We start from the raw sequence: 17,633 nt of genomic DNA on the forward strand, positions 1-17,633 counted from the left end.
ACTCATTTTAGCCTACATATTTTTAATATGAAGGGTCTGCTATTTTATGTTAAAAAGGGTGGGATAATTATGCATAAAGTATTATAAATAAAAATTTATTTTTCTCTGATAATTTAGAAAATATAAAAATAATTATTTTCAGTACTTTAGTAAGGATTATCGGTAATATAAACGTTTACAAAGATAAATTTTAAAACGGAAAATTTTAATAAATAGAAATATAAATATACAAAAAATATTTTGTGTGTATAATATGAATTATTAGAACATATATATATTTCTTTCTGTTTGAAAATGAAAGGGTTAACATTTTTTTTGGAGGGTGGAAGTATGAAAAAAAAGATACCAGTTTTTGTAGCATCAACAGTAGCGATGAGCATGATGTTAGGGGCATGTAGCTATCAAAAAGATGAACCGCAAGCGAACGCAAAAGGGGATAGCGGGAAAAGCGGCGCAAAGCAAGTTATTAACTTAATTGAAACGCAAGAAATACCAACGATGGATCCAGCATTATCAGCTGATGCAGTTTCTTCAAGAGTAATGACTAATACGATGGAAGGCTTATACAGTTTAGGAAAAGATGATAAGCTAGTTCCTGGTGTAGCGAAGGAATTCAAAAAATCAGAAGATGGTAAAAAATATACATTTAAATTACGTGAAGACGCAAAATGGTCAAATGGTGAGCCTGTGACGGCAAAAGATTTCGTATACGCATGGCAAAGAGCGATTAACCCAGATACAGCTGCGAAATCAGCGTACATTATGTATGATATAAAAAATGCAGAGAAAATTAATAAAAAAGAGATGAGTCCGGATCAATTAGGGGTAAAGGCGATTGATGATTATACATTAGAAGTGGAATTAGATAATACCATTCCATACCTTGTAGATTTAATGGTATATCCAATCTTCTATCCTGTGAATGAAAAGTTTGTGAAAGAGCAAGGTACGAAGTTTGGTTTGGAAGCGAATACAACGCTTTATAACGGACCATTTACATTAAGTGATTGGCAACATGAACGTAGCTTTAAAATGACAAAGAGCGTGTCATATTGGGACAATAAAGAAGTGAAGATTGAGGAAGTAAACTTTAATATTGTAAAAGATACATCTACGCCAATTAACTTATATGAAACAAATGCAATTGATCGAGCGTCGTTATTAGCGGAGTTTATTGATAAATATAAAGGAAAACCAGATTTCCAAACAGTAGAAGATACATCTGTGTTCTTCCTTCGTTTAAATCAAAAAGATCCAGCTTTAGCAAATAAAAATATTCGTAAAGCAATTTCACTTGCTTTTGACCGTAAGCCATTCGTGGATACATTATTAAATAACGGTTCTAAGCCAGCGACAGGATTAATTCCTGATAACTTCATTAAAGGACCAGATAAAAAAGATTTCCGTGCTGTAAACGGGGATATTGTAAAACCAAACGCGAAAGAAGCGAAAAAATATTGGGAAGCTGGTAAAAAAGAACTTGGTAAAAATGAAATCGAATTAGAATTATTAAATGAAGATGTAGAGTTATCAAAGAAAACTGGTGAATATTTAAAAGGTGAATTAGAAAAGAATTTACCAGGTTTAACAGTAAAGATTAAACAACAACCATTCGCACAAAAACTAAAATTAGAAGATGCGGGCGATTATGTCATGTCATTCTCTGGATGGAGTGCGGACTTCCCAGATCCAATTACATATCTTGATATGTTTGTAACAGATGGGTCACAAAATAAGATGAAGTACTCTAATCCAAAATACGATGAAATCATTATGAAGGCGAAAAAAGATGGAAGCGATGTAAATGCTCGTTGGAAAAACTTATTAGAAGCAGAAAAAATGTTACTTGATGACGCTGCAATCGTTCCAGTATATCAACGTGGTAGAGCATACTTACAAAGAGAAACAATTAAAGATATGTACAACCATAAATATGGCGGAGATTTAAGCTTTAAGTGGGCGTCCGTAGGAAAATAAAAAAAGCAGGCTAACCACCTGCTTTTTTTAATACGTTCGTTTCTTATAAATGCCTTTTCCGCCAACTTCGTTCCAGCCGGATTGTACATCCAAACTTTTGTTAACAAACTTCATTTTTTCTTTTCCACCAAAGAGCTTTTCACCAATGCTATTTGTAATGACACCAATCAATGCTGTTATTCCGATGATGAGGGCAGCAACCGTAATAAAATCAATAAAAAAAGCAATCATTTGCAAACTCCCCCTTTGCCTGTCTGTATGTTTATTGTATGAGATAAAAAATAAAAAAGAAAGAAATGTCAGAAAAAATTTCGGTTTACTTTAGAAATCTTGTAGACAGGAGGGGGAATGTTTGTTAAAATAAGAACAAACGTTCCTTTTCGTTCTCATTTGTATAGTCTTACATTTCTTAATTGATTTATCACGAAAAAGTAAGAAAACGTTCTCTTTTTCATAGGAAAGATTATAGATAAATAACTATATATTATATGAAAAATCTATGGGAAGTGAGTAGTAAAAGGGTTGAAAGTTATTGTTCAAGTACAGCTGAAGTGAGCGTAATCATGTTACATAGCAGTGGAATACACGGAAGAGTTTTCTCAACTAGCAGGAAATTTACTGTATATTTCTTGCAAAATCTATTGTATAATGATTATAGAAGTTACTTATTAAAAGTAATTGTTGTTTATTATAAGTTGTTGCTTACATGAAATGCGATTTTTGTACTTTTTAATAAGACAAGTTATCGCGAAAAATTGCTGAAGTTAGAAATTAAAACTGTATTTAGTACAGAATTTGTACTCTTTAAGGAGAGTGAGCTTTGTATGGTAACATTATATAGTTCTCCAAGCTGTACGTCTTGTAGAAAGGCGAAATTATGGCTAGAGGAAAATCATATTCCTTATACAGAACGTAATATTTTCTCAGATCCATTAACGATTGAGGAAATTAAAGAGATTTTACGTATGACAGAAAGCGGAACGGATGAGATTATTTCTACTCGTTCGAAAGTTTTCCAAGAATTGAATGTAAACTTAGAGTCTTTACCACTTCAAGATTTATATAAGATGATTCGTGACTATCCAGGGATTTTACGTCGTCCAATTATGATTGACGAGAAACGCCTTCAAGTTGGTTACAACGAAGACGAAATTCGCCGTTTCTTACCACGTACAGTAAGAACGTTCCAATTACGTGAAGCACAACGTCTTGTAAATTAATTATAATAATATGAAAACCTTCTACCTATTATATAGTAGAAGGTTTTTTTTAATGTTTCACATTGCGTAATCGAACTTGTTGTACGATAAAGCCGATGCATAAAATAGTGAAAATGAACAAATAAGGAATGCTTGCAGTGAAACTTGGGTTGTTATGAAAAAAGGTTGCAAGTCTGTCTTCATGTGTAACCATTTTTCCTGCAGTATAGGAAAGAATCGCTGCACCACAATAAATGAGGAATGGAAATCGTTCCATAAGTATTAAAATAAGTTTGCTACCCCAAATAATAATCGGGATAGAAATGAGTAAGCCGATTATGACGAGTAAAAATCTCCCGTGAGCTGCACCTGCAATGGCAATAACATTATCAAACCCCATAACAAGGTCCGCGAATACAATTGTACGCACCGCTTGAAATAAAGTTGTTTTTCCTTGAATAGAAGAAAGATCGTTGCTATTATCAGTTAATAAATTTACTGCGATTAATGTAAGTAAAACGCCCCCGATAAGTTGCAGAAATGGAATGTCGAGTAAATAGACAGCTAGTATAGTAAGGACAATTCTTAGTACGATTGCTAAAAGAGTACCGATCAAAATGGCTTTATTTCGTTTCGATTCAGGTAAGTTTCGGCTAGCTAGTGCGATGACGATTGCATTGTCACCACCTAATACAACATCGATACCGACAATCATTAGTACTGATGTTAAAAACTCTAAGTCCATTCGTCTGCCTCCATTTATGATGTTTTAATAAGCGAACTATATGTATGTGATGAAGAAAGTTGTTGTTAAGTAATCTCTTCCAATAGAAGTTTCACTTTATTACAGTGTACGGGGGAATGTGGAAATGTATGTCCAAATTTTTTGTAAGTAAGAAATCGCTATAATAATATATTTATGTAGTTGATCGAGTAAAGATAGGCATATAACTATTTTTGTAAAATAAATCGATTTTATTTCCATTCTGGAGAATCTTATCATAAAATGAGAGTACAAGAATCTATTGATTTGTCATATGAGTGGGGAATCCCTTCATAACAATTCTAAGCAGGAAGGGAGAGTTGTATTTTGGATATTGAAAGAATTAATGATCATACGATGAAATTTTTTATTACGTACATTGATATAGAGGATAGAGGATTTAATCGTGAAGAAATTTGGTATGATCGCGAACGAAGTGAAGAGCTCTTTTGGGAGATGATGGACGAAGCTCGTGATCATGACGATTTCTTTATTGATGGACCGTTATGGATTCAAGTGCAAGCAGTCGATAAAGGGATTGAAGTACTTGTCACGAAAGCAGAGCTTTCAAAGGACGGGCAAAAGCTGGAACTACCGATAGGGGTAGACAAAATTATAGATATTCCTCTAGATGAAGGCATCGAATCATTATTCCAGCAAGAGTTAGTCGAAGAGGTAGAAGAACAAACAGGAACAACCTTTAATGAAGATGGTACGTTTGGCTTTTTAATTAAATTTAATGATTTTGAAGATGTCATTTCATTAAGTCATCGTCTTATCTTTGAAGATATAAAAGATGAGCTGTATTCATTTGAGAACCGCTATTATGTATATGTGGAATTCGATGAAGTGCTACATGATGAAGAAGAAATTGATCGTATTTTAAGTATTATTTTAGAATATGGAGAAGAATCAACTTTAACAATTCATCGTGTAAGTGAGTATGGAAAACAAATTGTGAAAGAGCATGCGCTTGAAACGATTCGCAATAATTTTCCTGCTAAAACGTAGGCCGATTTCTGTAGTATGAAATCGGCTTTTTATATGAAGAATAGGAAAGCTTTCTTAGTTAGGAGGTAAGAGATGAAAAATACGTTAAAGTTGATTTTCTTTGTTTTTCTATTGTTCGCATTATTTGTTTCACTACGTATGTTTATTGATGTAGCATTTTATTCGGATGTGATTGGGATAAAAGATGTTTCGATTTTAGGTATTATTAGTATTTTATTTACAGTATCTGCGTTTTTAATTGGCTGCGTTATTTTCTTAGAGAACCGTCATCCGTCAAAAACACTTACATGGTTAATTGTGTTAGGTATTTTTCCGGTATTTGGCTTCTTTGCTTATTTATTATTTGGACAAAATTTTCGGAGAAAAAGAATGTTCCAAAAGAAGGCTTTACTTGATGAACAGGCGTTTTTACAATATAAAGGGCATGAAGATTACGAAGAACGGATTTTGCGCAATCATAAGCATCAAGAGCTATTATTTCGTTTAGCGGATCGCTTAGGCGCTTTAAATATTTCATTTCAAACTGAAACGAGAACATTAACAAATGGAGATGAAACGTTTCAGGCCATTTTAGATGGATTAAAACGAGCGAAACATCACATTCATATGGAATATTACATTGTGCGTGATGATAAGCTTGGAACAGAAATTAAAGATATTTTAATACAAAAATCAAAAGAGGGCGTAGTCGTTCGTTTTTTATATGATGCGGTTGGAAGTTTTAAATTATCAAAATCGTATATTGAAGAATTAAACGATGCAGGTGTCGAAATGATTCCGTTCTTCCCTGTGCGCTTTCCGATTTTAAACGATAAGATTAATTATCGAAACCACCGAAAAATCGTTATTATTGATGGAAATGAAGGATTTGTAGGTGGATTAAATATTGGTGATGAATATTTAGGCAAGGATAAGTACTTCGGCTTTTGGCGAGACACACATTTATATTTGCGTGGTGAAGCTGTACAAAGTTTGCAGCTTATTTTCCTTCAAGATTGGTTTTATATGACTGGTGAGGCTGTGCTAGCCCCTGAATATTTACAAGCGAAAGCAGTTGAGGGGGAACATTGGGGAGGCGTGCAGCTCGTTGCAGGTGGACCGGATAATAAGTGGGAAACAATTAAGCATTTATATTTCGCAATGATTGCTTCTGCGCGGAAATCCATTTGGATTGCAACGCCGTATTTCATTCCGGATGATGATATTTTATCCGCATTAAAGGTTGCTGCACTTGCTGGTATCGATGTTCGTTTGTTAATGCCGAGTAAGCCTGATAAGCGTACTGTCTTTTACGCATCGAGATCGTATTTCCCAGAGCTTTTAGATGCAGGGGTAAAGATATATGAGTATGAAAAAGGTTTTCTCCATAGTAAAGTTGTCATTGTCGATTCTGATTTAGCTTCAATTGGGACAGCTAATATGGATATGAGAAGTTTTCATTTAAATTTTGAAGTAAATGCCTTTTTATATGATACAGATAGCATTCGAAAGCTTGTTCAAGATTTTAAAGACGATTTAGAAGAATCCAGTGAAATTCACGTCGATCGTTTTCATAAAAGGCGTCTTCATAGACGAATTGTTGAATCAACGTACCGGTTATTATCGCCTTTATTATAAAAAGAGATGTCCGAAATTGGGACATCTCTTTTTTAAAGGAATTTGTAACAAATTGTAGAATATAAGGAGCTGAAAGGGTGTGATTACGATATTTATCGCTAAAAGAGAAAACGGAGAAAAAATTCATTTACTCTACAATTGTAATGAAGAGCTTTTGCGCCGTATGCGTCAACAGGAACGATTCTTTTGTGTAGCTTGTGGAAAGGAAGTACAAATGAAATTAGGGAAACAAAAAAGTTGGCATTTTGCTCATAAAAAAGTGGATTCATGTCTTGCCTTTTATGAAGCGGAATCTATGTATCATAGGCACGGTAAAGAATTGTTATATAAATGGTTCAAACGTCAAAACTTTCATGTAGATATAGAGCGTTATATGCCAGAGATTCAGCAACGGCCAGATATTTTTATAGAGAGAGCAGGGAGAAAAATTGCGATTGAATACCAATGCGCAAACCTTTCTATAGAGCAGCTGTACAAACGAACATATTCGTATTGGCGAGCGGGTATACAGGTCATTTGGATCATTGGTGGAAATCAATTGAAAAAGCAATCTGCATATTGGATGAAATTCTCCTCACTTATGGCTTTCTCCTTACAATCTTATCCTCAACCATTTCTTATTTTCTTCTGTTCCAAACAAAAATCATTTATGAAATGCGCGTTTCTTACTTCATTTTCTACAAGCGTCTCTTTCTCACATACTATATATTTACCAACTGAAACGACTACTTTTGAACTACTCTTTTCCTCTGTTCCTTTCCAAAAAGAAATATTAGACCGAGAATGGAAGCAACGAAAGGACTATTTTCGAAAAAATGCTTTGCCTATTTGGAATTATAATTATAAGTCACTATTACGCTTTTTATATCAATGTAAATGTACCCCAGCAAATTTTCCTTCTGAAATTGGTGTGCCGCTCCCATCCTCATTTGCTTTTCAAACAAATCCATTTATATGGCAAGCATTTCTATATATGAAGTGTATAGGTGAGCTTGCGGTAGGGGATTGTATTTCTATTCAATATGTGTGTAGTTATGTAAAAAAGTATACGAAAAGGCGTATGCTCCCGTACTTTTCAAAGCATATATGGAAAGTAGCAGTTACTGAATATATGACATTTTTATGTTATACAGGTGTATTACGTAAAGTGGAGGCTTATAAGTACCGGAAAATAAGGGGGATCGTTATGTTAAAAACAGAGGAGGAAGTTATGAAATATGATGAAACTTGTTTAGCGTATGCCTTATCTTTATTTGAGGCAAAGTACAACATGAGAGAAGGAAAAGGGGATATAATAAAGACTGATTGTGAAGGAATTACATAAGAAAAAAACGAATTGTACTTAAGTAGAGATATTTAAAGGAGGGCTTAAAGAATGTCTGAACAAAACAAAGCGAAAACATTACCAGATCGCAATGAGATTGAAGAAGCAAGTACGTGGCGATTAGAAGATATTTTCCAAACAGATGCAGAATGGGAAAAAGAATTCCAAGCTATTAAGGAGCTATTACCGAAGTTAACTGAATTTAAAGGGAAACTTGGTGATTCTGCGGACAATTTACTTGAGACATTGCAATATGAAGATGAAATTTCAATGCGATTAGGTAAGCTCTATACATATGCTCATATGCGTTACGATCAAGATACAACAAACTCTGTGTATCAAGCATTAAATGATCGCGCAACAAATTTATATTCACAAGTATCTAGTGGCACAGCGTATATTGTGCCTGAAATTTTATCTATTTCAGAAGATACACTGCAAACATTCTTGAAGGAAAATAGAGATTTAAGTGTATATGAACATGCATTAGAAGAAATTACACGTCAACGCCCGCACGTATTATCAGAAGCTGAAGAAGCTTTATTAGCGGAAGCATCTGAAGTAATGAGTTCATCAAGCAATACATTCGGTATGTTGAATAACGCGGATTTAAAATTCCCATCTATTAAAGGTGAAGACGGAGAAGAAATAGAAATTACACATGGTCGTTACATTCAGTTTTTAGAAAGTGATGATCGTCGTGTTCGCGAAGATGCATTTAAAGCTGTATATGAAACGTACGGAAAATTTAAAAACACATTCGCAAGTACGTTAAGTGGAGCAGTAAAACGTAATAATTTCAATGCGCGTGTTCGTAAATACGATTCTGCTCGCCAAGCTGCACTGAGCAATAATAATATTCCGGAAGCAGTATACGATCAACTCGTTGAAACGGTAAATGATAACTTACATTTATTACACCGTTACATCGATATTCGTAAGCGTGCATTAGGACTTGATGAGCTTCATATGTATGATTTATATACACCACTTGTACCAGAAGTGAAAATGAATGTGAAATACGAAGAAGCGCAAGACCTTTTATTAAAATCTTTAAACGTACTTGGTGATGAATATGTTGGTATTTTGAAAGAAGCATATGAAAATCGCTGGGTAGATGTGTATGAGAATAAAGGAAAACGAAGCGGGGCATATTCATCTGGTGCATATGGAACAAATCCGTATATTTTAATGAACTGGCATGATAATGTAAATAATTTATTTACACTTGCTCATGAGTTTGGTCATTCGGTGCATAGTTACTATACAAGAAAGACACAACCGCACGTATATGGTGATTATTCCATCTTCGTAGCAGAAGTGGCATCTACTTGTAATGAAGCGCTTCTAAATGATTATTTATTAAAAACGACAGAAGATAAGAAAGAGCGTCTATATTTATTAAATCATTATTTAGAAGGATTCCGTGGTACTGTATTCCGTCAAACGATGTTTGCAGAGTTTGAACATACTATTCATAAGAAAGTACAAGAAGGACATGCTGTTACGCCAGATATGTTAACGGAAATCTACTATGATTTAAATAAGAAATATTTCGGTGACGCTTTAGTAATCGACGAAGAGATTGGTTTAGAATGGTCTCGTATTCCACACTTCTACTACAACTATTACGTATATCAATACGCAACAGGATTTAGTGCAGCGACCGCTCTATCTAAACAGATTTTAGAAGAAGGACAACCAGCAGTAGAACGCTATATTAACGAGTTCTTAAAAGCAGGAAGCTCTGATTATCCAATTGAAGTGTTGAAAAAAGCAGGAGTAGATATGGCATCTCCTGAACCAGTAAAAGAGGCGCTACAAGTATTTGAAGAGAAATTAAATGAATTAGAAGCATTATTATTTGAAGAAAAGTAATGAAAAAAGACGAGGGATTGTATCCTCGTCTTTTTTGTTGAATAGATTCAATGTCGATATTTGTCGAAGAGAAGGGTGGATTTCTTTGTTTTTTCTAACTGAAAGGATAGCTTTACGGCTGACTTTTGAAATTAAAACCCTTTGAATCGTTTTTTATAATTGAAATAAGAGAGTGTGATAACGATGATTCCGAATAAAAGAGGTAAGGCAATAATTTTAGGAAAAGCTTGTAGTAGAGAGAGGATGTACAAGAAAAAAGAAACGATGACAGCTAGAAAGAGAAGAGCAATATAAGATTTTTTCATAAATAAACCCCCTAAATGACCTTTTTTATAGCTTATTCAAAAATGAAAACGTTTAGAATGTGACAAAAGTGTGAAAATCGACAAAAGGGGTTGTCATTTGACGTCGAATCTTGTAATATAATAAGCGTGAACGAATTCACATACAAACATATACCCCTTTGTTTGAACGTGAAAATTTCTCCCATCCCCTTTAATATTTTTATAAGCCGTAAAGAAGAAGACCTGGTGTTTACACCAGGTCTTTTTCTTTTGCTATCCATTTCCAATAACGTTGGCATTTTACTTCAATCATTTGCACTTTTCGTTTCAGTTGTAATTTTTTTAGTTCGCGCTCAATTTCTTGTTGCGGACAGTTATAAATAAATGCTACTTCTTTTGAAGATATAAATTGTGTGGCTTCTAGTAACACTTCTAAAGGTGGTAATGGTTCTGGCTCAATTTCACATTTTACAAGTTCTTTCAATAATTGTACGTATACATCGTAGGAATAATTTCCAGCAATTTTAATACCTTCTTCATCTGAGTTCGCATGAAAAAAGACGAGGGAGGGTATTTCTGTAATATGCATCTCATTCGTGAATTTCAAGTCACATTGGAAAGCTTTTTTTGCACTAGCAGAATGTAGGTCTTTTTTAAATTCTTCTACATCAATATTGCTATCTTTCGCACATGCAAGTAATAGTTCGCAGTCAGGGTTTGATACATTTTCAAGGAAGATGTATTCTTGGAGTTTTCGCAAAAACTTCGAACCTGCTTTTCGGCCTTGCAACTCCGCTGCCTTAATTGCCATCGAAACTAAATATGGTGTTGACGATGCTTCTTGCATATGTACCTTTCCATCACATGAAAAACCTTGTAAACTTGTTGTCTTTTCCCACACAAATCGAATATTAGCAGGTTTATTCCATTTGTGTGAGGAAGCGTTCGTTCCATCCACTTTTCCTGTTACGATATGACGAATAGAGAAGTATTTTCCGTATTCAAGCCATAGTTTAATAATAAAAGGCTCAATTTCCCAGCAATCTTTACAAAGTGGATCAATAAATAAATATGCTTCTACAGACTTATGCTCGCATGCGGAAGGAGATGGCATATTTATATGCTTTGCTTCCTGCTTATCCATTACACTTCACCTGTTTCGTTTGGAGTATTAACCATGTGTTGAGCGGTTAATGCTAAACGTTCAAAAACAAACTCTCTTATATGACCATGCACTTCAGTATCATCCATTGCTTGTTCCATACATGATAGCCAAGCTTCTGCTCGTTTTGGAGTAATCTCAAACGGGAGATGGCGTGCTCTTAACATAGGATGACCATGTTCTTCAGTGTACAAATTAGGACCACCTAAATATTGTGTTAAAAATTGCTTCTGCTTCCTAGCGGTTTCTGTTAAATCTTCCGGGAAGATGGGAGATAAGTCAGGGTGTTTACTGACGTAGGAATAAAATGTATCTACTAATATTGCAATGCATTGTTCACCGCCAATTGCTTCAAATGGTGTCATCGGTTGCTTGCTCATCCTTTATAAACTCCTTTTTCCATGAAATGTATATCTATTGTAGCAATGGAATGTTCGAGAGGGCAAATAAACAGCTTTCTCAAAGATTCTTTGCTTATTCTACGGGTGTAAACTTTTTTAGTGAGATGTATCCACTAGTGAAACATATTCACTAGTGGAATTTTCACTTTAGCGTGCTTTGTTTTGTTTGGCAAGAAAAAAGCGTTTTACTTTGTTATTTGTATGACGAACAGGTATGTTATGTTGCGTTAATAAATGAATAAATGCAGCTTTTCCTGTTTCTTCATCTTGCACTTCAAATTCAATTTCATAATCATCGTGATTGTAATAGAAACTATGATCAAAGACAAGCGTTCCGCCTTTAAATAATGTTTCTGCTCTTTCTGTTGTTAAACTACCCATATATGTTAAAGCAGAAACAGGAATTTGTAATTTATGTAATTGATCTACTACTGCTCCTTGAATGATTGTGTTTGTTTCCATCATCATTTTTGCTTCGTATTCTGTTACGACTTGATGCGTTTCTAATAAACCGATTTCTGCAGGTTGTTTCAACGTTAACGTATAAGTTTCTCCTTTATGACGAATACGAAGTGCAGAGCCAGCTTCTTTTAACGAGAAGTCAGGTGTTTCAAAGTAGTGATTCACTTGTTTTGTAAATGCTTCAATAGAAAACGATTTACATAATGTATCGAATTCTTCTTTTGTAACGATATTTTTGAATTCAATTTCAATTTCTTGTGTCATTGTATAATCTCCTTTTGAAAAATAATTCTTTACACATTATCGCTTTTTCATAAATTTGGTTCAATGTTTTATTTGTTTGCGTCCATGTTATGATACAATAATACTGTTAAGTAAGACAGGAAGTTGAGATGGAGGAGTTAGAGCATGCAAAATAAAATCCAAGTTAAGAGCGTAGAAAAGAGAGAGAATGCTCTTATTTTTTGTGCGGAAAATAGTGAAATAGAGGTAAAAGAGTTAAGTGCGCGTAATCACGTACTTGTAGACTCAGACAATTTATCATTTTTATATATCTTAGAAAACGAATCATCTTTCATTTATGTAAGTATTCCGCACACATGCTGGGAAGCAATGCATGAAGCGATGAATAACGATGTGGTTATGTTCGTTCGCGTGAATGACATTGAAATGGAATTAGAAGGATTAAAAGAAGAAGTAGAATATTTAGTTGAAAATATTGAAGGTAATGCAAATTACGGAGAAGAACTAGTAACTGCTGTAGAAAAAGTATTTCTATAAGCAAATGGATTGATTTTGGTGGTGGTTGAAATGAATCGAAATTGGGAAGAATTTTTAGCACCTTACCACCAAGCGGTGGCAGAGCTGAAAGTGAAACTAAAAGGAATGCGTACTCAATTTGCAATGTTAACAGAGCATTCTCCAATTGAGTTTGTAACAGGAAGGGTAAAGTCGGTTGCAAGTATTATTGATAAAGCGGAGAAGAGAAATGTACCGTTAGACCGATTGAGAGAAGATATGCAGGATATTGCTGGGCTTAGAATGATGTGTCAATTTGTTGATGAGATTAAGCCTGTTGTAGAATATCTTCGAAAACGAAATGACTTTGAAATCGTGGAAGAACGTGATTATGTCACGCAAAAGAAAGATAGCGGTTATCGTTCTTATCATGTTGTCATTAGTTATCCTGTTCAAACGATTCAGGGTGAACAAAAAGTATTGGTAGAAATCCAAATACGCACGCTAGCAATGAACTTTTGGGCAACAATTGAGCATTCTTTAAATTATAAATATAGTGGACGTTTTCCTGAAGATATTAAAATACGCTTGCAACGTGCAGCTGAAGCGGCGTTTTTATTAGATGAAGAAATGTCTTCTATTCGTCTTGAAATTCAAGAAGCGCAAAAGGCTTTTTCAAGAAAGCAAGAAACGAAAGATTCCGAATCATAAACTAAAGGGTGTTGGGCGATGAAATTTACAATTATGTCAAAGGGAGATCAATCATCAGATACACTGGCAAGCACGATGAAAGAGTACTTGCTAGATTTTGGATTTATAATGGATGAACAGGAACCCGATATTGTAATTTCTGTTGGGGGAGATGGAACGCTTTTATATGCGTTTCATCGTTATTATAATCGATTGGATGAAACAGCATTTGTTGGTGTACATACAGGACATTTAGGTTTCTATGCAGATTGGTTACCGACAGAAGTAGAGAAATTAGTAATTGCGATTGCGAAAACACCATTCCAAGTGGTGGAATATCCGCTTTTAGAAGTAATTATTCGCTATGTGAATGGAAGTAAAGAGTCACAGTATTTAGCGATGAATGAGGCGACTGTAAAAAGTGCAGAAGGTACATTAGTAACAGAAGTAGAAATACGCGGAGAATATTTTGAAACATTCCGCGGAGACGGCCTTTGTATCTCTACTCCTTCAGGCAGTACCGCGTATAATAAAGCGCTTGGCGGAGCAATTATTCACCCATCTATTGAAGCGATTCAAATTGCAGAAATGGCGTCCATTAACAATCGTGTATTTCGTACTGTAGGATCGCCACTTGTATTGCCGAAGCATCATACATGTGTGTTAAAGCCAGCTGCGGGAATGAACTTACAAATTACAGTGGATCATTTAACGATGGTTCATCAAGATGTGAAATCAATCCAGTATCGCGTCGCAAACGAGAAAGTACGATTTGTTCGTTTCCGCCCGTTCCCGTTCTGGAAACGAGTTCGTGACTCGTTTGTTGCAGATAAATAGAAAGGGTTATATATTTGAACAGATTTACACTGAAATGGGATATAGGGCTGGCTGAAGAGGGAACTTTAGTTAGGGAATTTTTGAAAACGAAAGGTATTTCTAAAGCCGCTTTAACGGATATAAAGTTTCACGGCGGGGCGATTGAAGTAAATGGGCAACATGCGAGTGTTCGTCATCAACTGCGCGCTAGTGAAGAATTACGTATCTTTTTTCCAGTGGAGGAAAGAAGTGAAGGGATGATGGCAGAAGATATCCCTTTATACATTGTATATGAAGATGATGCGGTTCTTATCATTAATAAAGAGGCGAACATGTCAACAATTCCGTCTAGAGAACATCCGACAGGGAGTGTTGCTAATGCGCTTTTATCTCATTATGATAAGCAGCATCTTGCAAGTACAGTGCACATTGTAACACGGTTAGATCGTGATACTTCGGGGCTTATGCTTATTGCAAAAAATCGTTTTGTGCATCATCTTTTATCGAAGCAGCATCAACAAAAAGCTGTGAAACGAACGTATGAAGCAATTGTTCACGGAAAGATTGTAGAACGAGAAGGAATGATTGATGCACCAATTGGTCGAAAATCTGATAGCATTATTGAGCGAACGGTTTGTGAGGATGGACAAAGGGCAGTTACTCATTTTAAAGTAATTGATAGTACATATCATAAGACACATGTAGCGCTTGAGCTTGAAACAGGAAGAACGCATCAAATTCGTGTGCATATGGCTCATATAGGACATCCATTACTTGGTGATAGCTTATATGGAGGGAGAAGGGATGAAATGAAGCGGCAAGCACTTCATAGTAAATCTTTGACGTTTTATCATCCTATTTTAGAGAAAGAGATGTCTTTTACTATAAAGCTTCCAAGCGATATGCAAGAAGTGTTGCGGCATACTTAAAAAGGGAACAAAATTTTATATTATAAAGAATTTTGTTCCCTTTTTTCTTAGCGGAATAATATTAAAATTTGGTTTTCACCCGTACGCTTTATGACGAAAAATCCACTTTCGGCTTTTGTAGCAATGCCATTGTCATTTGGACGACAATATCCATGTGCTTCGCAAGTGCCGTCATCACGTACTAACATTTGTCCAATTAATCCGACAGGAAGCCATTCGGCGCGATCTTTTCTTGCTACATATTTGCAAGTTGGATCCCATTCTGTATTTAAAAGAGGTTGTATTTCTTCTGTTTCCGTCCATACATATTGACGTTTTCCAAAGTTATCTGTTTTATAACGTTTTTGCCAACTTAAAGCCCCGCTATTTCCTATAAGAGCAGGGGTTGCACTAGATATTCCTAAAATGAATGAATCGTGTGAAGTAGCTAACCGAATTTTTTCTTCGCTACTAAATGTAACGAAATAACCGACATCAATAGGGGTAGGATCTTCTGTTTCAAACATTTGTGCAAAATCTGTTCCGCTTGCATTGTAAGACGCGCCCTCAATGTACATTTCTCCATTATGGGCAAGCCATTTAGCACCGATATTATGGTCGGTGTCGTTTACACCATTTGCAATAAACCAAGAATAAGCTTCTTCTGCAGTGCCGAAGCGCCCCATAATATGGCTACCTGCAAAATGAGCTGTTGATGTATGATGACCTTCCGCATGAGAAGAGGATCCGTTAGCGATAGTTGCGGTTCCTTCTGCGTGTGCTGCTTCGCCTAAAGCGATCGTCTGTTTACCCTCTGCATGAGAATAAGAGCCGCCTGCTGTCGTTTCACTTCCCTCACTATGCGAACTATGTCCAGTTGCTTTTGAGTTTGATCCTTCTGCATGAGAGAAAGAACCTTTTGCATGTGTTAATAAGCCTTCCGCATGTGCTGCCATGCCCTCTGCATGAGAGTGAAGCCCTTCCGCATATGCATATCGGCCGCCTCTTTTAACTTTTGTATTTTCAGGTGTAGGTGTCTCAATTATGAGCGGTTTTTCAATTTGTATATCATTCGATGAAGCTAATGCTTCTTTTATTTTTTTTACTTTGTTTATAATAGCAGCTGGAATTTCTGGTTCCACTTCTTTATTCACTGCTACAGAAATATTTTCTTCCGTCTTTTCTTCTGTTTGGTTAGAATGTAGTATCTGTTCATCTTGATTTGAAAGCTGTTTATTTTTTTGTTGCATCTTTATTTTTCTGCGATCGATTATGCGGCTCATCACAGCATTTTCTAAAGAGACATATGTTGGTTTTACTTTGCTTTTTTTTGATGACTCTTGTTCTTCCAGTTCTTCTATCGCTGCAGCCCGAATACTACACCAGTTGTTAATTCCGTACATGGGCAGATATAAAGGGGAAAATTTTCTTTTTTGTTTAGAAGATTTTTTCTTCATTCTGTCACCTCCTGCGACATTATATGTAGGGTAATTAAAAAAAGATGCACTTTATTGCATCTTTTTTTAATTACTTTACCTAGTTTTATATGAAATCTGCTTAAATAATACGATAATCTTTCGCTAAGTAAGGTAGTTATGAAATTGGACGGAATTTCTCGGCTACAAAAGGTAAAGAAGAAGGGACAGAGATAGTCTCCATTTCAGGATAACGTAATCCGGTTAATTTGCCACCAAATACAGCGCCAGTATCAATATTGACTGTCTGATTGATGAATCGAGGTTCTGCCACTGGTGTATGTCCATATACAATCCAAGCTTGTCCCTTGTATTCTTGTGCCCAATCGCGACGGACAGGTGAGCCATCGGCATGCTTTTCTCCTGTAATATCGCCATATAATACAAAGGTTTGTACTTTTTTATCTTGTCTTCCTATGTAATCTTGCCGAATTCCAGCGTGACATACGATTACTCTTTTTTCATCTAGTATGTGGTAGAGCGGTGATTGTTCATAAAGAGTGATAAACTTTTCTTTTATAATGTTTTGCTTATGAGAAGGAAGTGCCTCATATTCAGCAACAGTTGTTTCAAGTCCGTGAGCGACTGTTACATTACGCCCAAGGAAAAATCGATATAGTTTATTACAGTGATTTCCAGGAGCGTAATAAGCTTCTTTTTTATGTATGACAAGTTCCCATACAATTTCAATCATACGTAATGAATGAGGACCACGGTCTGTAATATCGCCAACGAATGCAAGTTTACGTTGGTCAGGGTGAACTGGTAGACCGCTACTCCAGTTATATCCTAGCTTCTCCGTTAAATTTTGAAACTCTTGGAAGCATCCATGAATATCTCCTATAATGTCATATTTCATATTTAAACCTCCATCGTATTTTTCATTAGTATATCTAAAAAAGGATAGAGATAAAAATATAGCGGTTTT

At 35.4% G+C, this 17,633-nt stretch carries 18 protein-coding genes; 10 read left to right on the forward strand and 8 right to left on the reverse strand.

Annotated features, from left to right (window positions below; genetic code table 11):
• Window positions 1-330 precede the first annotated feature (330 nt).
• Entirely contained in the window at window positions 331-1,977 is a 1,647-nt protein-coding gene (locus AXW78_RS05765; RefSeq protein ID WP_061883895.1) for a peptide ABC transporter substrate-binding protein, read from the forward strand.
• A gap of 27 nt (window positions 1,978-2,004) precedes the next feature.
• On the opposite strand, the gene AXW78_RS05770 is transcribed toward AXW78_RS05765, so the two are convergent.
• Complete coding sequence (locus AXW78_RS05770; protein ID WP_000559969.1) at window positions 2,005-2,208, reverse strand: hypothetical protein; 204 nt, start codon at window positions 2,206-2,208, stop codon at window positions 2,005-2,007.
• A 593-nt stretch (window positions 2,209-2,801) separates the two neighbouring features.
• On the opposite strand from AXW78_RS05770, the gene spx reads away from it, so the two are divergent.
• Window positions 2,802-3,197 (forward strand): transcriptional regulator Spx, encoded by a 396-nt coding sequence (gene spx / locus AXW78_RS05775; protein ID WP_000258267.1) that lies wholly within the window; start codon window positions 2,802-2,804, stop codon window positions 3,195-3,197.
• Between the two features lie 49 nt (window positions 3,198-3,246).
• Here spx and AXW78_RS05780 read toward each other — a convergent pair whose 3' ends face one another.
• Complete coding sequence (locus AXW78_RS05780; protein ID WP_000362616.1) at window positions 3,247-3,921, reverse strand: TerC family protein; 675 nt, start codon at window positions 3,919-3,921, stop codon at window positions 3,247-3,249.
• A gap of 345 nt (window positions 3,922-4,266) precedes the next feature.
• Here AXW78_RS05780 and mecA point away from each other — a divergent pair, with 345 nt between their 5' ends.
• From mecA to pepF, 4 genes are all read left to right on the forward strand, one after another.
• Entirely contained in the window at window positions 4,267-4,950 is a 684-nt protein-coding gene (gene mecA, locus AXW78_RS05785; protein ID WP_000350719.1) for an adaptor protein MecA, read from the forward strand.
• Window positions 4,951-5,022: 72 nt separating this feature from the next.
• Entirely contained in the window at window positions 5,023-6,567 is a 1,545-nt protein-coding gene (locus AXW78_RS05790; protein ID WP_000799199.1) for a cardiolipin synthase, read from the forward strand.
• Between the two features lie 79 nt (window positions 6,568-6,646).
• Complete coding sequence (locus AXW78_RS05795) at window positions 6,647-7,891, forward strand: competence protein CoiA (protein WP_061883896.1); 1,245 nt, start codon at window positions 6,647-6,649, stop codon at window positions 7,889-7,891.
• A gap of 51 nt (window positions 7,892-7,942) precedes the next feature.
• Entirely contained in the window at window positions 7,943-9,769 is a 1,827-nt protein-coding gene (pepF, locus tag AXW78_RS05800; protein ID WP_000003359.1) for an oligoendopeptidase F, read from the forward strand.
• Window positions 9,770-9,900: 131 nt separating this feature from the next.
• On the opposite strand, the gene AXW78_RS34270 is transcribed toward pepF, so the two are convergent.
• From AXW78_RS34270 to AXW78_RS05815, 4 genes are all read right to left on the reverse strand, one after another.
• On the reverse strand, window positions 9,901-10,074 hold the full coding sequence (locus tag AXW78_RS34270) for a hypothetical protein (protein WP_000750355.1): 174 nt from the start codon (window positions 10,072-10,074) through the stop codon (window positions 9,901-9,903).
• 229 nt (window positions 10,075-10,303) lie between these two features.
• Window positions 10,304-11,197, reverse strand: coding sequence for a ClpXP adapter SpxH family protein (locus AXW78_RS05805; protein ID WP_000360646.1), 894 nt, complete (start codon window positions 11,195-11,197; stop codon window positions 10,304-10,306).
• Window positions 11,197-11,595, reverse strand: a complete 399-nt coding sequence (locus AXW78_RS05810; protein ID WP_000043384.1) for a globin domain-containing protein — start codon at window positions 11,593-11,595, stop codon at window positions 11,197-11,199. Before AXW78_RS05810 ends, AXW78_RS05805 begins: the two co-directional genes overlap by 1 nt.
• Before the next feature lie 168 nt (window positions 11,596-11,763).
• Complete coding sequence (locus AXW78_RS05815) at window positions 11,764-12,342, reverse strand: CYTH domain-containing protein (protein WP_000191124.1); 579 nt, start codon at window positions 12,340-12,342, stop codon at window positions 11,764-11,766.
• A gap of 144 nt (window positions 12,343-12,486) precedes the next feature.
• Here AXW78_RS05815 and AXW78_RS05820 point away from each other — a divergent pair, with 144 nt between their 5' ends.
• The 4 genes from AXW78_RS05820 to AXW78_RS05835 are packed head-to-tail and all read left to right on the forward strand — an operon-like array spanning window position 12,487 to window position 15,251.
• Complete coding sequence (locus AXW78_RS05820) at window positions 12,487-12,858, forward strand: UPF0738 family protein (protein WP_001180003.1); 372 nt, start codon at window positions 12,487-12,489, stop codon at window positions 12,856-12,858.
• A 30-nt stretch (window positions 12,859-12,888) separates the two neighbouring features.
• Window positions 12,889-13,527 (forward strand): GTP diphosphokinase, encoded by a 639-nt coding sequence (locus AXW78_RS05825; RefSeq protein WP_001081482.1) that lies wholly within the window; start codon window positions 12,889-12,891, stop codon window positions 13,525-13,527.
• Window positions 13,528-13,545: 18 nt separating this feature from the next.
• The gene (locus tag AXW78_RS05830) at window positions 13,546-14,343 is read left to right on the forward strand and encodes an NAD kinase (protein ID WP_000673195.1); all 798 of its coding nucleotides are present in this window, start codon (window positions 13,546-13,548) and stop codon (window positions 14,341-14,343) included.
• A 14-nt stretch (window positions 14,344-14,357) separates the two neighbouring features.
• Window positions 14,358-15,251 carry an RluA family pseudouridine synthase gene (locus tag AXW78_RS05835; RefSeq protein ID WP_001079125.1) on the forward strand — a complete coding sequence of 298 codons (894 nt, stop codon included), beginning with the start codon at window positions 14,358-14,360 and terminating at the stop codon, window positions 15,249-15,251.
• A gap of 47 nt (window positions 15,252-15,298) precedes the next feature.
• Here the strand turns inward: AXW78_RS05835 and AXW78_RS05840 are convergent, their stop codons facing one another.
• Window positions 15,299-16,687, reverse strand: a complete 1,389-nt coding sequence (locus tag AXW78_RS05840; RefSeq protein WP_000730522.1) for a peptidase G2 autoproteolytic cleavage domain-containing protein — start codon at window positions 16,685-16,687, stop codon at window positions 15,299-15,301.
• A gap of 136 nt (window positions 16,688-16,823) precedes the next feature.
• Entirely contained in the window at window positions 16,824-17,564 is a 741-nt protein-coding gene (prpE, locus tag AXW78_RS05845; RefSeq protein ID WP_000872696.1) for a bis(5'-nucleosyl)-tetraphosphatase PrpE, read from the reverse strand.
• Window positions 17,565-17,633 lie beyond the last annotated feature (69 nt).

The organism is Bacillus thuringiensis (genome assembly GCF_001595725.1).
GTDB lineage: Bacteria > Bacillota > Bacilli > Bacillales > Bacillaceae_G > Bacillus_A > Bacillus_A thuringiensis_K.

Bases quoted from the DNA above. Each gene is read 5' to 3' on its own strand.
- AXW78_RS34270 (WP_000750355.1), bottom strand. From the start codon at position 10,074: ATGAAAAAATCTTATATTGCTCTTCTCTTTCTAGCTGTCATCGTTTCT.
- spx (WP_000258267.1), top strand. From the start codon at position 2,802: ATGGTAACATTATATAGTTCTCCAAGCTGTACGTCTTGTAGAAAGGCG.
- AXW78_RS05770 (WP_000559969.1), bottom strand. From the start codon at position 2,208: ATGATTGCTTTTTTTATTGATTTTATTACGGTTGCTGCCCTCATCATC.
- pepF (WP_000003359.1), top strand. From the start codon at position 7,943: ATGTCTGAACAAAACAAAGCGAAAACATTACCAGATCGCAATGAGATT.
- AXW78_RS05830 (WP_000673195.1), top strand. From the start codon at position 13,546: ATGAAATTTACAATTATGTCAAAGGGAGATCAATCATCAGATACACTG.
- AXW78_RS05820 (WP_001180003.1), top strand. From the start codon at position 12,487: ATGCAAAATAAAATCCAAGTTAAGAGCGTAGAAAAGAGAGAGAATGCT.
- AXW78_RS05825 (WP_001081482.1), top strand. From the start codon at position 12,889: ATGAATCGAAATTGGGAAGAATTTTTAGCACCTTACCACCAAGCGGTG.
- AXW78_RS05790 (WP_000799199.1), top strand. From the start codon at position 5,023: ATGAAAAATACGTTAAAGTTGATTTTCTTTGTTTTTCTATTGTTCGCA.
- AXW78_RS05765 (WP_061883895.1), top strand. From the start codon at position 331: ATGAAAAAAAAGATACCAGTTTTTGTAGCATCAACAGTAGCGATGAGC.
- prpE (WP_000872696.1), bottom strand. From the start codon at position 17,564: ATGAAATATGACATTATAGGAGATATTCATGGATGCTTCCAAGAGTTT.
- AXW78_RS05805 (WP_000360646.1), bottom strand. From the start codon at position 11,197: ATGGATAAGCAGGAAGCAAAGCATATAAATATGCCATCTCCTTCCGCA.
- AXW78_RS05840 (WP_000730522.1), bottom strand. From the start codon at position 16,687: ATGAAGAAAAAATCTTCTAAACAAAAAAGAAAATTTTCCCCTTTATAT.
- AXW78_RS05810 (WP_000043384.1), bottom strand. From the start codon at position 11,595: ATGAGCAAGCAACCGATGACACCATTTGAAGCAATTGGCGGTGAACAA.
- AXW78_RS05815 (WP_000191124.1), bottom strand. From the start codon at position 12,342: ATGACACAAGAAATTGAAATTGAATTCAAAAATATCGTTACAAAAGAA.
- AXW78_RS05780 (WP_000362616.1), bottom strand. From the start codon at position 3,921: ATGGACTTAGAGTTTTTAACATCAGTACTAATGATTGTCGGTATCGAT.